This window comes from Acidobacteriota bacterium, from assembly GCA_012729555.1.
Lineage (GTDB): Bacteria > Acidobacteriota > UBA6911 > UBA6911 > UBA6911 > UBA6911.
This window is the reverse complement of the sequence record JAAYCX010000081.1, coordinates 62,309-79,726: the sequence shown is the minus strand read 5'-3', so window position 1 is coordinate 79,726 and position 17,418 is coordinate 62,309. Positions and strand designations below refer to the sequence as shown.

At 68.6% G+C, this 17,418-nt stretch carries 16 protein-coding genes; 12 read left to right on the top strand and 4 right to left on the bottom strand.

What is annotated here, in order from left to right:
• Window positions 1-3 precede the first annotated feature (3 nt).
• From GXY47_14295 to GXY47_14265, 7 genes are all read left to right on the top strand, one after another.
• Window positions 4-696, top strand: a complete 693-nt coding sequence (locus tag GXY47_14295; protein NLV32314.1) for an ABC transporter permease — start codon at window positions 4-6, stop codon at window positions 694-696.
• Window positions 693-1,358: an ABC transporter ATP-binding protein gene (locus GXY47_14290; protein NLV32313.1), complete on the top strand. Its 666-nt coding sequence runs from the start codon at window positions 693-695 to the stop codon at window positions 1,356-1,358. Before GXY47_14295 ends, GXY47_14290 begins: the two co-directional genes overlap by 4 nt.
• Before the next feature lie 87 nt (window positions 1,359-1,445).
• Window positions 1,446-1,808, top strand: coding sequence for a hypothetical protein (locus GXY47_14285; GenBank protein ID NLV32312.1), 363 nt, complete (start codon window positions 1,446-1,448; stop codon window positions 1,806-1,808).
• A gap of 149 nt (window positions 1,809-1,957) precedes the next feature.
• Window positions 1,958-2,848: an HD domain-containing protein gene (locus GXY47_14280; protein ID NLV32311.1), complete on the top strand. Its 891-nt coding sequence runs from the start codon at window positions 1,958-1,960 to the stop codon at window positions 2,846-2,848.
• Between the two features lie 64 nt (window positions 2,849-2,912).
• On the top strand, window positions 2,913-4,148 hold the full coding sequence (locus GXY47_14275) for a molybdopterin molybdotransferase MoeA (GenBank protein ID NLV32310.1): 1,236 nt from the start codon (window positions 2,913-2,915) through the stop codon (window positions 4,146-4,148).
• 18 nt (window positions 4,149-4,166) lie between these two features.
• The gene (locus tag GXY47_14270) at window positions 4,167-6,092 is read left to right on the top strand and encodes a molybdopterin biosynthesis protein (GenBank protein ID NLV32309.1); all 1,926 of its coding nucleotides are present in this window, start codon (window positions 4,167-4,169) and stop codon (window positions 6,090-6,092) included.
• Window positions 6,093-6,118: 26 nt separating this feature from the next.
• Window positions 6,119-8,497, top strand: a complete 2,379-nt coding sequence (locus GXY47_14265; protein NLV32308.1) for a PBP1A family penicillin-binding protein — start codon at window positions 6,119-6,121, stop codon at window positions 8,495-8,497.
• Here the strand turns inward: GXY47_14265 and GXY47_14260 are convergent.
• Complete coding sequence (locus GXY47_14260; GenBank protein ID NLV32307.1) at window positions 8,479-9,654, bottom strand: DegT/DnrJ/EryC1/StrS family aminotransferase; 1,176 nt, start codon at window positions 9,652-9,654, stop codon at window positions 8,479-8,481. The two genes, GXY47_14265 and GXY47_14260, sit on opposite strands and share 19 nt — an antisense overlap.
• Before the next feature lie 22 nt (window positions 9,655-9,676).
• The gene (locus GXY47_14255; protein ID NLV32306.1) at window positions 9,677-11,029 is read right to left on the bottom strand and encodes an insulinase family protein; all 1,353 of its coding nucleotides are present in this window, start codon (window positions 11,027-11,029) and stop codon (window positions 9,677-9,679) included.
• A 149-nt stretch (window positions 11,030-11,178) separates the two neighbouring features.
• Between GXY47_14255 and GXY47_14250 the strand changes: the two genes are divergently transcribed.
• From GXY47_14250 to GXY47_14230, 5 genes are all read left to right on the top strand, one after another.
• On the top strand, window positions 11,179-11,700 hold the full coding sequence (locus GXY47_14250) for a DUF2393 domain-containing protein (protein NLV32305.1): 522 nt from the start codon (window positions 11,179-11,181) through the stop codon (window positions 11,698-11,700).
• Between the two features lie 5 nt (window positions 11,701-11,705).
• A complete protein-coding gene (gene mpl, locus GXY47_14245) occupies window positions 11,706-13,139 on the top strand; it encodes a UDP-N-acetylmuramate:L-alanyl-gamma-D-glutamyl-meso-diaminopimelate ligase (protein ID NLV32304.1) in 1,434 nt (477 codons plus the stop codon).
• A gap of 7 nt (window positions 13,140-13,146) precedes the next feature.
• Window positions 13,147-14,112, top strand: a complete 966-nt coding sequence (locus GXY47_14240) for a VWA domain-containing protein (protein NLV32303.1) — start codon at window positions 13,147-13,149, stop codon at window positions 14,110-14,112.
• A gap of 120 nt (window positions 14,113-14,232) precedes the next feature.
• Window positions 14,233-14,928 (top strand): sigma-70 family RNA polymerase sigma factor, encoded by a 696-nt coding sequence (locus GXY47_14235; protein ID NLV32302.1) that lies wholly within the window; start codon window positions 14,233-14,235, stop codon window positions 14,926-14,928.
• An 88-nt stretch (window positions 14,929-15,016) separates the two neighbouring features.
• The gene (locus GXY47_14230; protein NLV32301.1) at window positions 15,017-15,304 is read left to right on the top strand and encodes a hypothetical protein; all 288 of its coding nucleotides are present in this window, start codon (window positions 15,017-15,019) and stop codon (window positions 15,302-15,304) included.
• 23 nt (window positions 15,305-15,327) lie between these two features.
• Here GXY47_14230 and GXY47_14225 read toward each other — a convergent pair whose 3' ends face one another.
• Window positions 15,328-16,182 (bottom strand): universal stress protein, encoded by an 855-nt coding sequence (locus GXY47_14225; GenBank protein NLV32300.1) that lies wholly within the window; start codon window positions 16,180-16,182, stop codon window positions 15,328-15,330.
• A gap of 71 nt (window positions 16,183-16,253) precedes the next feature.
• On the bottom strand, window positions 16,254-17,378 hold the full coding sequence (locus GXY47_14220) for a CBS domain-containing protein (GenBank protein NLV32299.1): 1,125 nt from the start codon (window positions 17,376-17,378) through the stop codon (window positions 16,254-16,256).
• Between the last annotated feature and the right edge of the window lie 40 nt (window positions 17,379-17,418).

Sequence of the window (17,418 nt, the reverse complement as noted above, 5' to 3'; positions counted from 1 at the left end):
CGCTTGAACGACCTGGCCCAGGCATCGAAGGAGGCGCTGCGCCTCATCTTCACGGCGGACGCCGAGGTGACCACCATCGTGGCCGCCTCGCTCCGCTTCTCGCTCGCCAGTACCCTGATCGCCTCCCTCGTCGGGGTCCCCCTCGGGGTGGCGCTGGCCAACTCCCGGTTCCGCTTCAAGCGCTTCGTGGAGGACCTGCTCAACACCCTGCTCGCCGTCCCCACGGTGGTGGTCGGCCTCTTCGTTTACACCCTGGTCTTCAACCAGGGCCCGCTGGGGCGGCTCGGGCTCCTGTTCACCCCCGCCGCCATCATCCTGGGCCAGACGGTGCTGATCCTCCCCCTGATAGCCTCCCTCTCCTCGAGCGCCGTATCGGGGGTCAACCCCGTGGTCCGGGAAACCGCCTTCACCCTGGGAGCCGGCAGGATGCGCACCCTCGTCACGGTCGCGGAGGAGGCGCGCCCCGCCCTGCTCGTGGCCTGCATCACCGCCTTCGGGAGGGTGATCGGGGAGGTCGGGATCTCCATCATCCTCGGGGGGAACATCCTCGGGTACACCCGCACCATCACCACCGCCATCTCGCTCGAGACCAGCAGGGGCGAGTTCGCGCTGGGGCTGGCCCTGGGGATGGTCCTGCTGGTCGTTGCCTTCGGCGTCAACATCGGCGCCCGGCTGCTGCGGAGGAAAACGGCATGAACGGCCGGGCCGCCTACACCATCCGCGACCTGCGCCACGCGTACGGCGACCGGACCATCCTGGACATCCCCGCCCTGGAGATCCCCGCGGGGGGGATCTCGACCTTCATGGGCCCCAACGGCTGCGGCAAGACCACCCTCCTCTCGATCCTGGCCCTGCTCCGTACCCCCACGGCGGGGAGCGTGCGCCTCGGCGGGGTGGAAACGGTCCGCAACCGGGACCGGGAGCTGCGCCGACGGGTCACCCTGGTCCACCAGAAACCGGTCCTCTTTTCCGCCACGGTCCGGAAAAACATCGCCTACGGCCTCCGGGTGCGGGGGCTCCCGCACCGGGAGATCCGGGACCGCACGGAGGAGATCGCGCGCGCCCTGGGCCTTGCGCCGGTCCTGGACAAGCACTCGCACCTCCTCTCCGGGGGGGAGGCGCAGCGGGTGGCGCTGGCGCGCGCCCTGGTCGTCGAGACCCCGATCGTGCTCCTGGACGAACCCACCAATTCGCTCGACGACGCTTCCCGGCCGATTCTGGCGCAACTGTTACATCACGCCGTCGGGAGGCGTAATATCACCGTGATCATGGCAACCCACGATCCCGACATCGTGAGCGCCCTCTCGAGCCGGGTTTTCCGCCTCGAGGGGGGGAGGATTGCCCCGTCCTGCGGTTAGGAATGGCCGCTGAAGCCCCCGCAGGCGGATTCCGGTTGATGTTTTGAGCCCGATCGTTTATATGGAGCAGCACACAAGGAGGATGGCATGAAAAGACTGGCATTGGTTGCAGCTTTGTTTCTGGTGGCCGGACTGGCGTTCGGAGCGGACGTGGACGGGAAATGGACCACGGAACTCCCGGGCATGGACGGCGCCCCGATGAAGATCGGCTACACCTTCAAGGCGGACGGGACGACCCTGACCGGCTCCACGACGGGGCCGGACGGCACGCAGACCCCTATCAAGGACGGCAAGATCGAGGGCAACAACATCTCGTTTGCGGTGGTCCTCGATTTCGGCGGCCAGGAAATGAAGATGGATTACAAGGGCGTGGTTTCTCCCGGAGAAATCAAGCTCACCATGGACATGATGGGACAGCCGATGGAAATGGTCCTGAAAAAGGCCGAGTAACCGCGCTCTACCCGAAAGAACAGAGGACGGGAGGGTTCCGGCCGCGGCCGGGGCCCTCCCGTTTTTGTTTGCCCCCGCACGGGGAGCGCCGGGCACGGGCCAAGTATGGCTTGACGCTCCCGTCGGGGGCGCGGGATAATGCCGCCCTCATGGCTACCGAGAAGGCGTCCTACGAAAGCATCGTCGAATCCCGGTTCCCGGGCCTGGTCGCGCGGGTCCGGGGCCTCATCGAGGATTCGGAAAGGGAGTACGAGGGGGACGCCCGGCGCGGGGAAAGCCACCTCTGGGAGCATACGAGGCACGTGGCTTCCCTCGCCTGCCGCCTGGCCGTCCTGGAGGGGATGGACCCGCTGATCCCCTCCGTCGCCGCCCTGTTTCATGACGCGGGCAAATTCGCGGGGGGGAGATACCACGAGGGGGAGACGGCCGAGGAGGAGGAATCGGCGCGGATCGCCGAACGGCTCCTGGGCGACGCCGCCATGAAACCCGCCGATATCCGCAGGGTGCTGTCGGGGCTCGGGGCCCTCTACAACGAGAGGGCCGGGGCGAACCGGGTCGCAGCCGTGATCCACGACGCCGATTTCCTCTCCAAGTTCGGGGCCCTGGGGGTGGCGGCCTTCTTCACCAAATCGGCGCTGCGCGGCCGTTCGCTGCGCTCCTCGGTCCTCGGCTATCTCAGCAAGGAACTGACCTATGCCGCCTGCCTCCCCTCGAACATGCGCACGGGCGCCGGGCGCAGACTGGCTGAAAAAAAAGCGGGCGATTCGCTTAGATTCTTCCGCAATCTACTGGCAGAATTGAAAGATGCGGGGATAGCGGATCTCCGCATCCGGCGGCTGGAGGTCCCCTCCCCGCGCGGGGGGAGGGCGCTCGGGATCCGGCTGGCGGCGGCCGCCGCCTGCCCCGCCTGCGGCGGCCGCTGGCGCATGGAGTGGGGGACCGAGAAGGGGATCAAATGCACCAGTCTCCAGGTGGACTGGGAGTGCACCCGGTGCGGCGAGCGGCTGGAGACCTCCTTCTGCCTTCCTGAAATCGCCTGACGAGGGCGCGCGTCCCGCCCCTTTTCCCGGGCCGCTCGTCCCTCTTTGTTCTCAAGGGGTTGTCTTGACCGAATTTTTTCATGTGATCACCGCGGACCGGTTCCTGGAGCTCCTCGGCCGCTTTCCGAGGCTTGCCGGAGAGACGATCCCCCTCGACGAAGCCCTGGGCCGGGTCCTGTCCCGGGATCTCGCCTGCCCGGAGGACCTGCCGGAGGGGGCCCGGTCCACCGTCGACGGCTACGCCGTGCGCGCCCGGGAAACATTCGGGGCCTCCGATTCGCTCCCGGCGCTGCTCTCGCTGGCCCCCCCCGTCGTCATGGGGGAACTCCCCCGCTTCCGCCTCGGCGCGGGGGAGGCGGCCCCCATCCCGACCGGGGGATTTCTCCCGCCGGGGGCCGATGCCGTGGTCATGGTGGAATACACCAACGCGGCCGAGGCCGCCAGCGTCGAAATCACCCGGCCGGTCACGGAGAGGACCAACGTGCTGGAAAAGGGGGAGGACGCGCGCGCCGGGGAAACCCTCCTCGAAGCGGGCAAGGGGCTGCGCCCCCAGGAACTGGGCTTTCTGGCCGCCCTGGGCATCACCGAAGTCCCGGTCTACCGGCGCCCCCGGGTGGGAGTGATCTCCTCCGGGGACGAAATCGTCCCCATGGAGCGGAAACCGCGGCCGGGACAGGTCCGCGACGCCAACAGCCACGCGATCTCCGCATTGGTCCGGGACTCGGGCGGCCTCCCCGCCGTTTTTGACATCGTGCCGGACGAAGCCCCGCGGCTCGACCGGACGCTCGGGGAGGCCCTCGCCGGGGCCGATGTCGTCGTCCTGTCGGGGGGGAGTTCGGTCGGGGCGCGCGACCTGATGCTGGAGACCGTATCCCGGCTCCCGGAGGCCGAGATTCTGGCCCACGGCATCGCCATCCGGCCCGGGAAACCCACCCTGCTCGCCCTGCAAAAGGGGAAAGCCATCGTCGGCCTGCCGGGGCACCCCGTCTCCGCCCTGGTGATCGCCCAGGTCTTTCTGGCCCCCTTTCTGCGCTACCTCCAGGGCTCCCCGCTGGTAAAGGGGCCCGCGGGGCACCGGCTGCAGGCGGAACTTTCCACCGGCGTGCACTCCACCATCGGGCTGGAGGAATATGTCCGCGTGCGGCTCGAACGCCGCGACGGGGGAACGGCCGTCGCTCACCCGGTTTTCGGGAAATCGGGCATGCTCTCCACGATGGTCAGGGCGGACGGCATCCTCCAGATCCCGATGACGGCCGAAGGGATCCCCAGGGGGGCCCTGGTCGAGGTCACCCAGTATTAACCCTATCAAGGGCCGGACATGACATCCAGAAGACACACCTATCGCAACCTGAAACCGCTCGACGAGGCGCGGGAGATTTTCCTGTCGCGCTTCCGGGACCTCGGGATGGAACCGGAAAGCATCCCGGTGCGCCGCGCCCTCGGCCGGATGAGCGTGCACGCCGTCAAGGCCGCCCGGTCCGTCCCCGCCTACCACGCGGCGGCGGTGGACGGCGTGGCCGTCCGGGCCTCCTCGACCTTCTCCGCCTTTCCGGAGACCCCCGTCCTGCTCACGGCGGGAACCGACTCGATCCCCGTCAACACCGGCCACCCCCTCCCCGAAGGGACCGACGCCGTGGTCATGATCGAGAAGGCGGAACGGACCGGCGCCGGGTGGGAAATCCGGGAAGCGGTCTATCCCTGGCAGCACGTGCGCAAGATGGGGGAGGACATCGTCAAGGGGGAGATCATCCTCCCGGCCCATCACCGGGTCCGCGCCTTCGACCAGGGGGCGCTGATGGCGGCGGGAGTCCTGGAAATCGCCGTCTCCCGCAGGCCGCGGGTCCTCATCATCCCCACCGGGAGCGAGGTCGTCCCCCCGGAAGAGGTCACCGACCCGATCAGGCCGGGGCTGATCCTCGAGGTCAACGGGCAGGTGCTCCAGTCGATGGCCGAAGAGTGCGGGGCCGAATGCACCCTGGCGCGCCCGGTCCCGGACAAGCCGGAAAAGATCCGGGCCTCGGTCCTCTCGGGGATCGACGAAGGGTACGACGTCCTCCTCATCATCGCCGGCTCCTCCGCCGGCTCGGAGGACCACACCCCCGCGGTCCTTCGCGAGGCGGGCGAACTCCTGGTCCACGGGGTGACCGTCATGCCCGGCAAGCCGACCCTGCTCGCCGCGGTGGGGAACCGGCCGGTGGTCGGTATTCCGGGATACCCCGTATCGGCCGCCGTCTCCTTCCGGGAGTTCGTCAGCCCGCTCCTGTGGCGGATCCAGGGGCTCGAGCCGCCGGAAAGGAGGGAGGTGGAGGTTGCGATCGGGCGGAAGCTCCCCTCCAGTCCGGGCCTGGAGGAGCACGTGCGCGTCATCCTGGGCAGGATCGGCGAACGGGTCGTGGCCATACCCCTCACCGGCGGGGCCGGCATGCTGACGTCCCTGGTGCGGGCCGACGGCATCCTGCGGATCCCTCCCGAAACCAGCGGCTACTCCGAGGGGGAGAAGGCGCGGGTCGAACTCCTCTCCTCCCCCGGGGAGCTGGAAAACCGGCTCCTGACCCTGGGGTCCCACGACCTGACGATCGACCTGCTCGCCAGCGCCCTCAAGGAACGCTCCGAAGGCAGGATCACCGTCTCCTCCAGCAATGTGGGGAGCATGGGGGGACTCGCGGCCGTGGACAAGGGGATCGCCCATTTCGCCGGCTCCCACCTCCTGGACACGGAAACGGGGGACTACAACCGCTCCTATCTCGGCCGCTTCATCAAGAGCACCCCGGTCACGCTCGTCACCCTGGTCCACCGCTGGCAGGGGCTGATGCTGCCGAAGGGGAACCCGAAGGGGATCCGGGGGACGGCCGACCTGACGCGGGAGGATATCCGCATCATCAACCGCCAGGCGGGCTCCGGCACCCGCATCCTGCTCGACTACGAACTCGGCAGGGGGGGGATCGACCCGGCCGCGGTCCGGGGGTACGCCGACGAGGAATACACGCACATGAGCGTCGCCATGGCGGTCACCTCGGGGAGGGCGGACGCGGGGATGGGTATCCTGGCCGCGGCGCGGGCGCTCGACCTCGATTTCATCCCCGTGACCAGGGAGCGCTACGACCTGGTGATCCCCACGCCGCTTCTGGAAGACGCGCGCATCGCTCTCATGCTTGACATCATCCGCTCCCCGGAGTTCCAGCGGCAGGTCCTGGCCCTCGGGGGGTACGAGGTTGAGGAAACCGGCAGGATCCAGGCCCTGTAGGCCTGGACCTTCCGGGCGGGGGATTCATGGCTGAAAGAAAACGAAAAAAAACCGGGAGCCGGGCCCGATCCTTCCGGAGGGCCCTCGTCAAGGTCCTCATCGGGCTGGGGCTGGTCCTGGCGATCGCCCTGGGCGCGTTCCTGATCCGCTACTACTACATCTTCGACGGGACGATCGAGCAGAAACTGGGGAACCGCCGGACCATCGCGGCCACCCGCATCTACTCGGCCCCGACCCTCCTCCGCCCGGGCAAATCGCTCTCCCTGCCGGAACTCCGGGCGCGCCTCCGGCGCCTGGGATACGAGGAGGGGAACGCGGCCCCGGGAATGGCCGGGTTCCGGGTCACGGGCCCGGAGCGGCTCCTGGTCCGCAACGACGCCTCCAGCCCCGTCGACCCGGGGCGCGCGGCCGAGATCCGCACCCGCGGCCCCCGGATCGAGTCGGTGCTCCACCCCGACAGCCTGACCCCCCTGGAAAGCTTCGGGCTCAGGCCGGAACTGCTCAGCAACGTCATCGATGAAAGGCGCGAAAAGCGCCGGGAAGTGGCGTATGACGAGATCCCGCAGGTCCTCGTCGACGCGGTGCTCGCTTCCGAGGACCGCCGCTTTTTCAGCCACGGCGGCATCGACCCGATCCGGATCCTGAAGGCGCTGATCGTCGACATCCGGGCGGGCGAGGCGGCCCAGGGGGCCAGCACCCTGACCCAGCAATTCGTCAAAAACTACTTCCTGACCCCGGAGCGGACCCTGCGGCGCAAGTTCGCCGACGCCTACATGTCGGTGCTGCTCGAGCGGAGGCTCACCAAGCGCCAGATCTTCGAGCTCTACAGCAACGAAGTCTACCTGGGGCAGGTCGGCACCTTCAGCATCGTCGGGTTCGGGGAGGCGGCGAACGCCTTTTTCCACAAAAATATCAGGGAGCTGTCGCTGGAGGAGGCCGCCACCCTGGCCGGCATCATCTCGGCCCCCAACCGCTACGGGCCGCTGCGCTACCCCCAGCGGGCGCTCGAGCGCCGGAACCTGGTCCTGGACCTCATGGCCGGTTACGGGATGATTTCCCCGGGCCAGCGGGACGAGGCGAAGGCCCGTCCGGTCGTGGTCCAGCCGACGACGCTCCTCGACTACTCCGGCGCCCCCTATTTCGTCGATTACGTCCAGGAGCGGCTGCTCGGGCGGTACGGCGCCGACGCGCTGGCGCACTCGAAATTCCGGGTCTACACCACCCTCGACACCGACCTGCAGCGGGCGGCCTTCGAGGCGGTCGAGGGGGAAATGGGGGCGCTCGACGAGATCCTGGCCAAACGCGCGGAACCGGTGCCCCCGGGCACGGTCCAGGCCAGCCTGATCGCGGTGGACCCGAAAAACGGGCACGTCCTGGCGATGATCGGGGGGAGGGACTACGGGGCCAGCCAGTTCAACCGGATCACCGAGTCGAAGCGGCAGCCGGGCAGCATCTTCAAGCCCCTCGTCTACGCCGCCGCGCTGGAGACGGCCTACTCGAAGGCGGACCCGCTCACGGCGGCCACCCTGCTGCTCGACCGGCCGACGCGGTTCCAGTACGAGGACACTTCCTACGAGCCGCACAACTACAACCAGGAGTATCTCGGGCAGGTGTCGATGCGCCAGGCGCTCACCCGGTCGCTCAACATCCCCACGATGAAGCTGGCGGAGACCGTCGGCTTCGGCAGGGTCAGGGAACTGGCGCTCCGGCTGGGGCTCAACGAGGAGATCCAGCCCTTCCCCTCCATCGCCCTCGGGAGCTTCGAGATCACGCCGCTGGAAATGGTCCGGGCGTACACGGCCTTCGCGGCCGGCGGCCTCCTTTCCCCGCTGACCCCCATCACCGCCGTCACCGGCGAAGACGGCGCCCCCGGCCCCGAGGAGAAGGAGGAGACGGTCCAGGCCCTCACCCCGGAGGTCGCCTTCATGATCACCTCCCTGCTCCAGTCGGTCATCGACCGCGGGACGGGTGCGGGAGCCCGCTCCCGGGGGTTCTCCCTCCCGGCCGCCGGAAAGACGGGAACGTCGCACGACGGCTGGTTCGCGGGATACACCCCGGACCTGCTCTGCATCGTCTGGGTCGGGTTCGACGACAACCGGGAACTGAAACTGTCCGGGTCGCAGGCCGCCCTCCCCATCTGGACCGAATTCATGAAGAAGGCGGCCGACCTGCGCCCCCTGGGCGGCGGGTCGTTCGAGCCGCCCGAGGGGATCGTCCAGGTGGAGATCGACCCGACCACCGGCCTGCTGGCCACCGAGCGCTGCCTGCAGCGGCTCCAGGAGTACTATATCCAGGGGACGGAGCCGACCCTCCTCAGTTACGGGAACAATTACGCGCAGGCGGACGAAGGCGGGGCCCCCGTCAGCATCTACGCCACCCCGCGCGGTCAGGCCGCGCCGCGGTAGAAGCGCGCGATACGGTCCACCACGCAGCGCCGCTGCTGTGCGGAAAGCTCGGGGTAGACCGGCAGGGCCAGGGTGCTGCGCGACGCCGCACGGGAGCGGGGAAAATCGTCCGCCCCGTAGCCGAGCCCGCGGAAGCACTCCTGCTCGTGCAGCGGAACGGGGTAGTAGACCTCGCTCCCGATCCCCCCTACCCGGAGGAACGCCTGCAGCTCGTCCCGCCGCTCGGCCCGGATGACGTACTGGTGGAAGATATGGGAGCGGCCCGGGAGCACCTCGGGGGGCTGGAGCACGCCGAGGAGCCCGGCCGCCCGGAACTCCTCCCCGTAGGCCGCGGCGTTCCTGCGGCGCCCTTCGGACCACCGGTCGAGGCAGGGGAGCTTGACGCGCAGCACGGCGGCCTGGAGTTCGTCCAGCCGGCTGTTGAACCCGACGATGTCGTGGAAGTACCTCGCGTGGGCCCCGTGACCGCGCAGCAGCCGCACCCGGTCGGCCAGCCCGGGATCGGAGGTGACGACCATGCCGCCGTCCCCCGCCCCCCCCAGGTTTTTCGAGGGGAAGAAGCTGAAGCACCCCAGATCGCCCAGCGCGCCGGCCTTTTTGCCCTTGTAGTCCGCGCCGATGGCCTGGCACGCGTCCTCCACGACCGGCAGCCCATACCGCCGGGCCACCTCCAGGATGGGGTCCATGTCGGCGCACTGGCCGTACAGGTGCACGGGGAGAACGGCCCGGATCGTCGCGCCGGAAGCCTTGTGGACGACGCATCCCTTCCCGGGGTCCGGCCGGCACTCCCCCTCGAGGAACGATTCCAGCCGCTCCGGGTCCATCCCGTACCCCGCCGGTTCGATGTCCACGAAAAAGGGGCGGGCGCCGAGGTTGACCACCGCGCCGGCGGTGGCGAAAAAGGTGAACGGTACGGTGACGACCCCGTCCCCGGCCCCGACGCCGAGGGCCCGCAGCGAGAGGAGCAGGGCATCGGTGCCGGAAGCGACCCCCACGCCGAAGGCAGCGCCGCAATGGCGCGCGATCTCCTCCTCCAGCGCCGCCCCCTGGGCCCCCAGGACGAAGCGCTGGCTTTCGAATACGGCCCCCACCGCGGCCTGAACCTCGTCCTTGATGGTCGCGTACTGGGCCTGCAGATCGAGCAACGGAACGTTCATGACTGCCTCCGGTGAATCCAGCCTAGGGGATGAGGGGTTCGAAGGGACCCAGGACGCCGAGCCGGGTACCGAGCGCATCCAGGGGGCCGCGGATCAGGAGCAGTTCCCCCCCGGAAAATATCCATTCGCCCGCCGCCCTTCGGACGGCGGCGCCGTCGCACCGGGCGATGCGGTCGAGGAAAAGGGCGGGGTAGTTGCGGCCCAGGCGGTAGAGCTCGGCATCCATGAGGATGTGGGCCAGCCCCTCGGGTGAACCCAGCTCCCGGCGGAAATCGTCGGCCAGCTCCGCCTGCGCGGCCCCGAGTTCCTCCGGCGTCACCTCCCCCGTCTTCATCTCCTCCACGGCGTCCAGGATCTGGACGATCTCCCCCACGGCCTGCTCCGCCGCGGCCTGGCCCTGGATGTAAAACGGGCTGGCCAGGCGGCGCCCCTCGCTCCCGACCGTGAGGAGCGAAGTGGGCAGGGTCCGGTTCAGGCGCCCCTCGAGGATCCGGGCCGCCATGAGCGCGTGGACGTACTCCGCGTCCTCGCGGCGCGGGAAGAGGCCGCCCGCGATGAACTGGGCGGCGGGGGAGCCGGGATCGTCCTCCACCAGGATCCTCCGTCCCGCCGGGCGCGAGGGCTGGGCGAAGGTAAAGGGGACATCGTCCTTGCGGACCCAGATCCCCCAGATGCGGGTGGCCCGCTCGAGGAGCGGCCCGGGGTCCACCGGCCCCACGATCTCGAGGGCCGCCTGTCCCGGGGAAAAGAACTTGCGATAGAAGAACCGGACATCCCCGAGCGCCAGGGCCGCGACGCTCTCGGGGGTCCCGGTGAGGGGCCTCCCGTAGGTCGTGCCCCCGAACAGGGCCCCTTCCATCTGCTCGTGGATCCGCTTCCGGGGATCGGGCTGTCTCTGCAGCTCCTCGAGGAGCGATCGCCGGACCTGCTCGAAATCGTCTTCCGCGAACTCGGCTTCCCCCACGACCTGGTACAGCAGCAGGAGGGCGCGTTCCAGGCCGGAGGGATGGGCCGTGAGGAGAAACCGGATCCCGTCCCAGTCGCACCGCACCTCCACCCGGGCGCCCAGGATCTCGAGCTCGGCCCTTATGTCCTCGGCCGAGCGATCGGCCGTCTTTTTCAGGAACATCCGGGAGAGGAGGTGGGCGACCCCCCCCTTGTCGACCGGGTCGAACGCCGACCCGTACCGGACGACGAGACCCACGGCGGCCCTGTCCGAGGCCCCGGCGGTCGTGGCGACTGTAATCTGCAGGTCGTTCAGGAGCCTTTTCGACTCGAGCTTCGGGAGCGGTGTTTCCGACCGGGCCGGGGCGGCGGGGAAGAAGAGCAGGCAGGCGGCCGGGAGAAACCAGAAACGGCATTTTCTGAATAGCATGGCGTATCCCCGAAAATAAAAACACTATAGTAACCCTCACCGCCACGCGACTCAACGGACAAAACTCCGCACCCCCGCCGCCCGCGGGGGCGGAATCTGCTATAATGAAACCCGGAAGCGACACTCATCATCAGGCCAGGGGCGAAACCATGGTTGAATTCCATTCCGAACCGCAGACCAGCAGGCGTCCGACGATGATCCTCGCCACCATCGGAGTGCTGGCGGTCCTCGCGGGCGCCGTCGCGCTCTACGTGCACTACCAGGGCGGCCTCGAGTCCGAGGCCGGGCCCGCCGGGGTCGCCGTCCCCGGGCTGCTCCGCGCGGGGGACACCAATTTCGAATACTACAAGACAAGGGTCCTCATCGAGGACGTCCAGGCCAGCCTGGGGGTCAGTTTCAGCAACGCCCGGATCGCCATGATTTCGGGCGTGCTCGTCAACGACGGGGACCGGACGCTGGAAGCGGTCGAACTGCACCTCACCCTGTACGACGCCTGGGGAAAGGTCTCGAAGGAACGGACGGCCTTCGCCCTTCGCCCCGGCGCGGGATACGTGGGCAAACCCATGAATCCGCTGGAAAGACGCTCCTTCACCATCGGGGTCGAGGCGGTCGAATATTACTGGGACCCCAAGAACATCACCATCGAAATCACCGGCCTGAAATATTCCTGACCCCCATGCCCAAGAACGGACTCCTTCGGATACACCTGGCCGGGATCTGCGGAACCGGCATGGCCTCGCTGGCGGCGATGCTCCGGGAAGCGGGGCACGAGGTTTCCGGCTCCGACGAGGGGGTGTACCCCCCGATGAGCGATTTTCTCGCCGAGCGCGGCATCCCGGTGCGCCGTGGGTACGACGCGCGCAACCTCGAGCCGGAACCGGACCTGGTCGTCATCGGCAACGCCCTGTCGCGCGGGAATCCCGAGATCGAACGGACGCTCAACCGCAGGATCCCCTACACCTCCTTCCCGGAGGCGCTCAAGCGCTTCTTTCTCCTCGGGAAGATCCCCGTCGTGGTCGCCGGGACGCACGGCAAGACCACCACCAGTTCCATGCTCGCCTGGGGGATGCAGTCCGCCGGCCTGCGCCCCGATTTCCTGATCGGGGGGATCGCCGGGAATTTCCGGTCCAGCTACGGCCTGGGCGGCGGGGAGCATTTCGTGGTCGAAGGGGACGAATACGATTCGGCCTTTTTCGACAAGGGGCCCAAGTTCCTCCACTACCTCCCCTACCTGGCCGTGATCGGAAACGTCGAGTATGACCACGCCGACATCTACCCGGACCTGGAAAGCATCCGGCTGCAGTTCCGGCGCCTGGTCCACCTCATCCCGGAAGAGGGCTTTCTCGCGGTCGGGGGCGAAAGCCCCGCCGCGCTGGAGGCCTGCGCCGGCTGCCGCTGCGCCCGGGAGACCTTCGGCCTCGACCCCGGCTGCGACTGGAGCGCCGGCGCGATCGAGATGGGGGAGACGGGCTCGAGCTTCGAGGTGGCCCTCAGGGGGGAGGCTTTCGGCCGTTTCCGGATGCGGGCGGTGGGACGCCACAACATCCGCAACGCCCTGGCCGCCACGGCCGTGCTGCACCGCCTGGGGGTATCCGCCCGGGAGATCGGCCGGGGGCTGGAGTCGTTCGCGGGGGTCCGCCGCAGGCTCGAGCTGCGGGCCGAAGTGGGGGGGGTCCGCATCTACGAGGACTTCGCGCACCACCCCACCGCCGTCCGGGAGACCCTGGAAACGGTCCGGGCCGCCTTCCGGCCCGAACGGGTATGGGCGGTGTACGAACCGCGTTCGGCCACCAGCCGCCGCAACGTCTTCCAGAGGGAGATCGCCGACGCGCTCGCGGGCGCCGACTGCGTGGCCTTCCCGGCCCTGTTCAGGCCGGAAAAGGTGCCGGAGGGGGAAAGGCTCGATCTCGAGCGGCTGGTTTCGGACCTGCGCTCCCGCGGCGCGGCCGCCTGGAACCTCGGGACCGTGGACGCTATAATTGAAAAGGTCGCCGCCGAAGCCCGTCCGGGGGACCTGGTGGTCCTTCTGTCCAACGGCGGCTTCGGCGGCATCTACGAGAAACTCCCCGCCGCGCTCGGGGGGAAGACCGAAGCGACACCCGGAGGCTGACGGCCGAATGACGACCCGAATACGAACCTGGCTGCTCGCGGCCGCCCTCGCGGCCCTGGCGGCGTCCTTCGCCCCCGGCCAGGCCCCGGAAGGGGAGACCCCCGCCATCCCCCAGGCGGGGTTCAAGATCGGCGTCGAGGTCAACATGGTCAACGTCCCCGTCACGGTCCGGGGGGCGGACGGGAACTTCCTCCGGGGCCTGCCCCGCGACTCCTTCCGGCTGCTCGAGGACGGGCAACCGCAGGAGATCCTGTTCTTCGCCCAGGAAGGGCTCCCCGTCCACATCGCCGTCGTGCTCGACACGAGCGGAAGCGTCCGCTCCGAGTGGGGGGCGATCCGGTACGCGACCCGGCGCTTCATCGAACAGCTCAAGCCCGGGGACCGGTTTTCCCTCACCTCCTTCAACACCGAAATCAGGCTGAAGATGGACTGGGGCACCGATACCGCGCGCCTGGGCCCCGTCCTGACCTCCATCTACTGCAAGGATGACACGAAGGTGTGGGACGCCGTGTGGGTCGTCTCGAACGACGTCTTCCGCGGCGTCGAGGGGAAGAGGGTCATGATCATCATGAGCGACGGACTGGACAACAGGAGCGCCGTCACCTTCGAAGAGGCGGTCCAGGCCGCCGTCCACGAGGAGGTGGCCGTCTACGTCGTCAGCAAGACGGAGGCGCTGCGCCAGCTGATGGAAACCCTGTACCGCGACATCCCCCAGCAGCAGTTCGCCAACGCGGACCTGGCCCTGCGGAAGCTGGCGTACGAGACCGGGGGGCGGGTCCTCTATCCCAACAATTTCGGCCAGCTCGACGACATCTACGCCGACGTGGACGAGGAGCTGCGCAACCAGTACACCCTCGGCTACGTGTCGAGCAACACGGACAAGGACGGGTCCTACCGCCGTATCGACGTGGGGGTGGCCCGCCAGGGCGTCAGCGTCACGGCCCGGCCCGGGTACTACGCCCCCCGGGACTGAACCGGCGCCGCGCCCGAAAAAACGGCTTGACTTCCCCCGCCCGGCCGAACTACTTTTTCTTCACCCCATCACCCTCGAATTCACGGTTTTTCCAAAACCTGCTGAATTGGAGGGCGAACGGTGTCCGAACAAGCCTATCTTCACTTCGAAGCCGGCCCCCTTTATGTCGCCGAAGGCTCCGCGTGCAGGGAGCGGGCGGGCGTCCCGGCCCCATCGGAATGGACCGATGACGAGATCACCTCGATCCGCGCGGCCCTGAAAAAACTCTCGGCCGGGCGCATCCCGGACCCCAACGACGCGGAAGACCTGGTCCAGGAGACGCTCCTGACCCTGGTCGCCAAATGCCCCCGGGCCGACCTGCGCAAGAGCCCGCTGGTGTGGAGCATGGGGGTGCTCCGGAGGAAGGTGGGAAACTACTATCGCAAGGCCCGGCGCACCACCTCCCTGGACGACTGGGAATCGGGCCGGCGGCAGAGGCCCCCGATGGCCGGCGGCGGCTCCGTCGCCGCCGGCCTGTTCCCCGCGGCCCCCTCCCCCGAAATCAGCCTGCTCCGCGACGAGATGCAGGGGATCGTCGACGAAACGATCTCCCGGCTCCCCGATTCACAGCGCCAGGCGATGGAGCTCCTGATCTCGGGGCTCGACCCTGGGGAGATCGTGGACCGGCTGAACCCCGAGCGGTACCAGAACGTGATCAACCGGCTGCACCGGGGACGCCGGAGGCTGGCTGCGGAACTGGCCCGGCACGGCCTCGGCCCGGACAGTGGAACGGGGCTCAGGAAGATGAAGCGCAGTCTCGGAAAAAGGCGCAGTTGAGGCGATGTCCCCAGCGGCGGCGCGTTGCCGGACGGGGGCGATGTTTCCCCCGCCGCCCCATCCGTAGTAAAATAATGGGATGAAAATCGTGTTCGAACGCACGGGAGGGCTGGCCGGCAGGAAGGTCGGAGGGACCCTGGACGGCGCCGACCTGCCCCCGGCCCAGGCCCGCCGCCTGAAGAGACTGCTGCGGGACTCGGCCTTCTTCAGCCTCCCGCCCGCGGCCGGGCCCGGCCCGAGCCCGCCCGACGGCTTCCTCTTCCGGGTCACGGTGGACACCGGGGAGAGGACGCACACGGTGGAGGCCGCCGAGGGGATGGTGCACCCCTCGCTGCGCCCCCTCCTCGATTTCCTGCTCGCCCTCACCCGGCGGTAGCTCCCCCCTCGGGCCGCGCGCCCTCAGGCCTGCAGGACGACGCTGGCGGCGCAATGGGACAGGATGCGCTCCGTCGTGCTGCCGAAGAGGACCTCCCGGATGGGGCTCCGCCCGTAGGCCCCCATCACCACGAGATCCACCCCCTCGCTCCCGGCGAGATCGCAGATCACCTCCGACGGCTTCGCGTGAACGATCACCCTGACGCCGGGATCGATGCCGTGGTGGCGCAAGAACGCCGCGGCCGGGGCCAGGGTCTCCCGCCCCGCGCTCTCCTGCTGGGCCACCGTCAGGAGGGTGCACCGGACCCCGGGCCGGGCCGCCAGTTCCGCGGCTACGGGCAGGGCGCGCGCGGCGTGCAGGCTCCCGTCGTAGGCCACCAGCACGTTGCGCAGTTCCCCGTCTTCGGGAAACTCCGAACCGGCGACGAGCACGGGGCGGACCGCCCCCCGGATCACCGGTGCGACCAGGGAGTCCACGGCATGGGGGGAGGGGACGCGGCTGTACCCGGTGCGCGAAACGACCACGATGTCGTGGGCGGCCGCCGCCTGGCAGATGACGTCCGCCGGTATCCCGCTCCTGATTTCCGTGGCGCAGGAGATCCCCCGGGCCGAGCAGCGGGCGGCGAACTCCTCCAGCCGCACCCCCGCCACCGCCGCCAGGTCCTGCATCAGGGTCTGGCCCGATTGAGCGGGCGGGGTCACCACCGAAGGCATGAAGCCGTCGGCCGCCCCCATCACCGGGATCTCGAAGGCGGCGATGTCGATCACGGCCAGCGCATGGACAAAACCGTTTTCCTTGCGGGCAAGCCAGCACGCGTGGTTAGAGGCGCCGGCGCCGTAAGGCGTTTCAGCCAGAGCAAACAGTATGGAGCGGATCATAGCCCCCTCCGCGGGATGGGTCGGGGCGTCCGGTGGAGCCGCCGTGCGCCCCGGGGTGTGGATCGGCCCTTTCAGGCGGCCCCGAGATCCGATTTGATTTTGAAAAGGTCCAGGATGTCCCTCCGCGTCACGATTCCCAGGAGCGACCCGTCCTCCACCACCGGCATGCATCCGTTCTCGGCGGCCATCCGGGAGAGGGCCTCTCCGGCGGGGTCCGACGGCCTGAGCGACGGCACCAGCTCGACCGGCGTCATCACGTCCCGGACCTGCTTGAACCCCCACAGCTCCCGGGCCACCGTCTTGACCCCCTCGATGGACACCATCCCCACGAACTCCTCCCGGTTGAAAACGGGAAACTGCGTGAACTGGTGCCGGTAGATGTAATCCTGGATCAGCCGGTCGATCGGGGTCAGCCAGTCCACCTTCACGACATCGGCCGTCATGACCTGCCGCACCTCCACCCCGGCGAGCGCCTGCTTCAGCATGATCGCCTGGTACCCCCCGGCCGCCGACTGTTTCAGGAACATCCCGATCAGCACCAGCCAGAGGCCGGACAGCAGGCTCTGCGTCAGGAGGAACTGGAGGACGCCCAGGATGATGAGAAAGAGGGCGAAGGCGTTGCCGATCCGGCTGACCACCCGGGTGGCGCGGGCCAGGTCGTCCCAGTGGTCCCAGAGGAACGCCCGCAGGATGCGGCCGCCGTCCAGGGGAAAGCCCGGGATCAGGTTGAAGAGGGCCAGGAGGATATTGGCCCAGCCCAGCCACCATGCGATCCCCGCGACGGCCGACGAGAATCCCGCGGCGGCGAAATGGACGGCCAGGAGCCCCCCCCCGATCCCCAGGCTGGTCGCGGGGCCCGCCAGCGCGATCAAAAACTCCTGCCTCCCGTTGCGGGCTTCGGAGACGACTTCGGCCATCCCGCCGAAGATGAAAAGCCTGATGCCGGCGACCCGGATCCCGTGCCGGAGGGCGACCAGCGAATGGGCCAATTCGTGCAGGAGGACGGAAACGAAAAGGAGGATGGCCGCGACGCCCCCCATGACCCAGTACTGCGCCGTGGAATGGTCCGCGAGCACCCGGGGAAAGTAGCTCTCGGCCATGATGTAGAGAACCAGGAAGAACATGACGAACCAGGAGTAGTCGATGGTGACATCGATGCCGCCGATCCGCAAAAGATGGAATCCCCCGGGTCTCATGAAACTAGATATACCACGAAGCGCGGGGGGACTCCATACG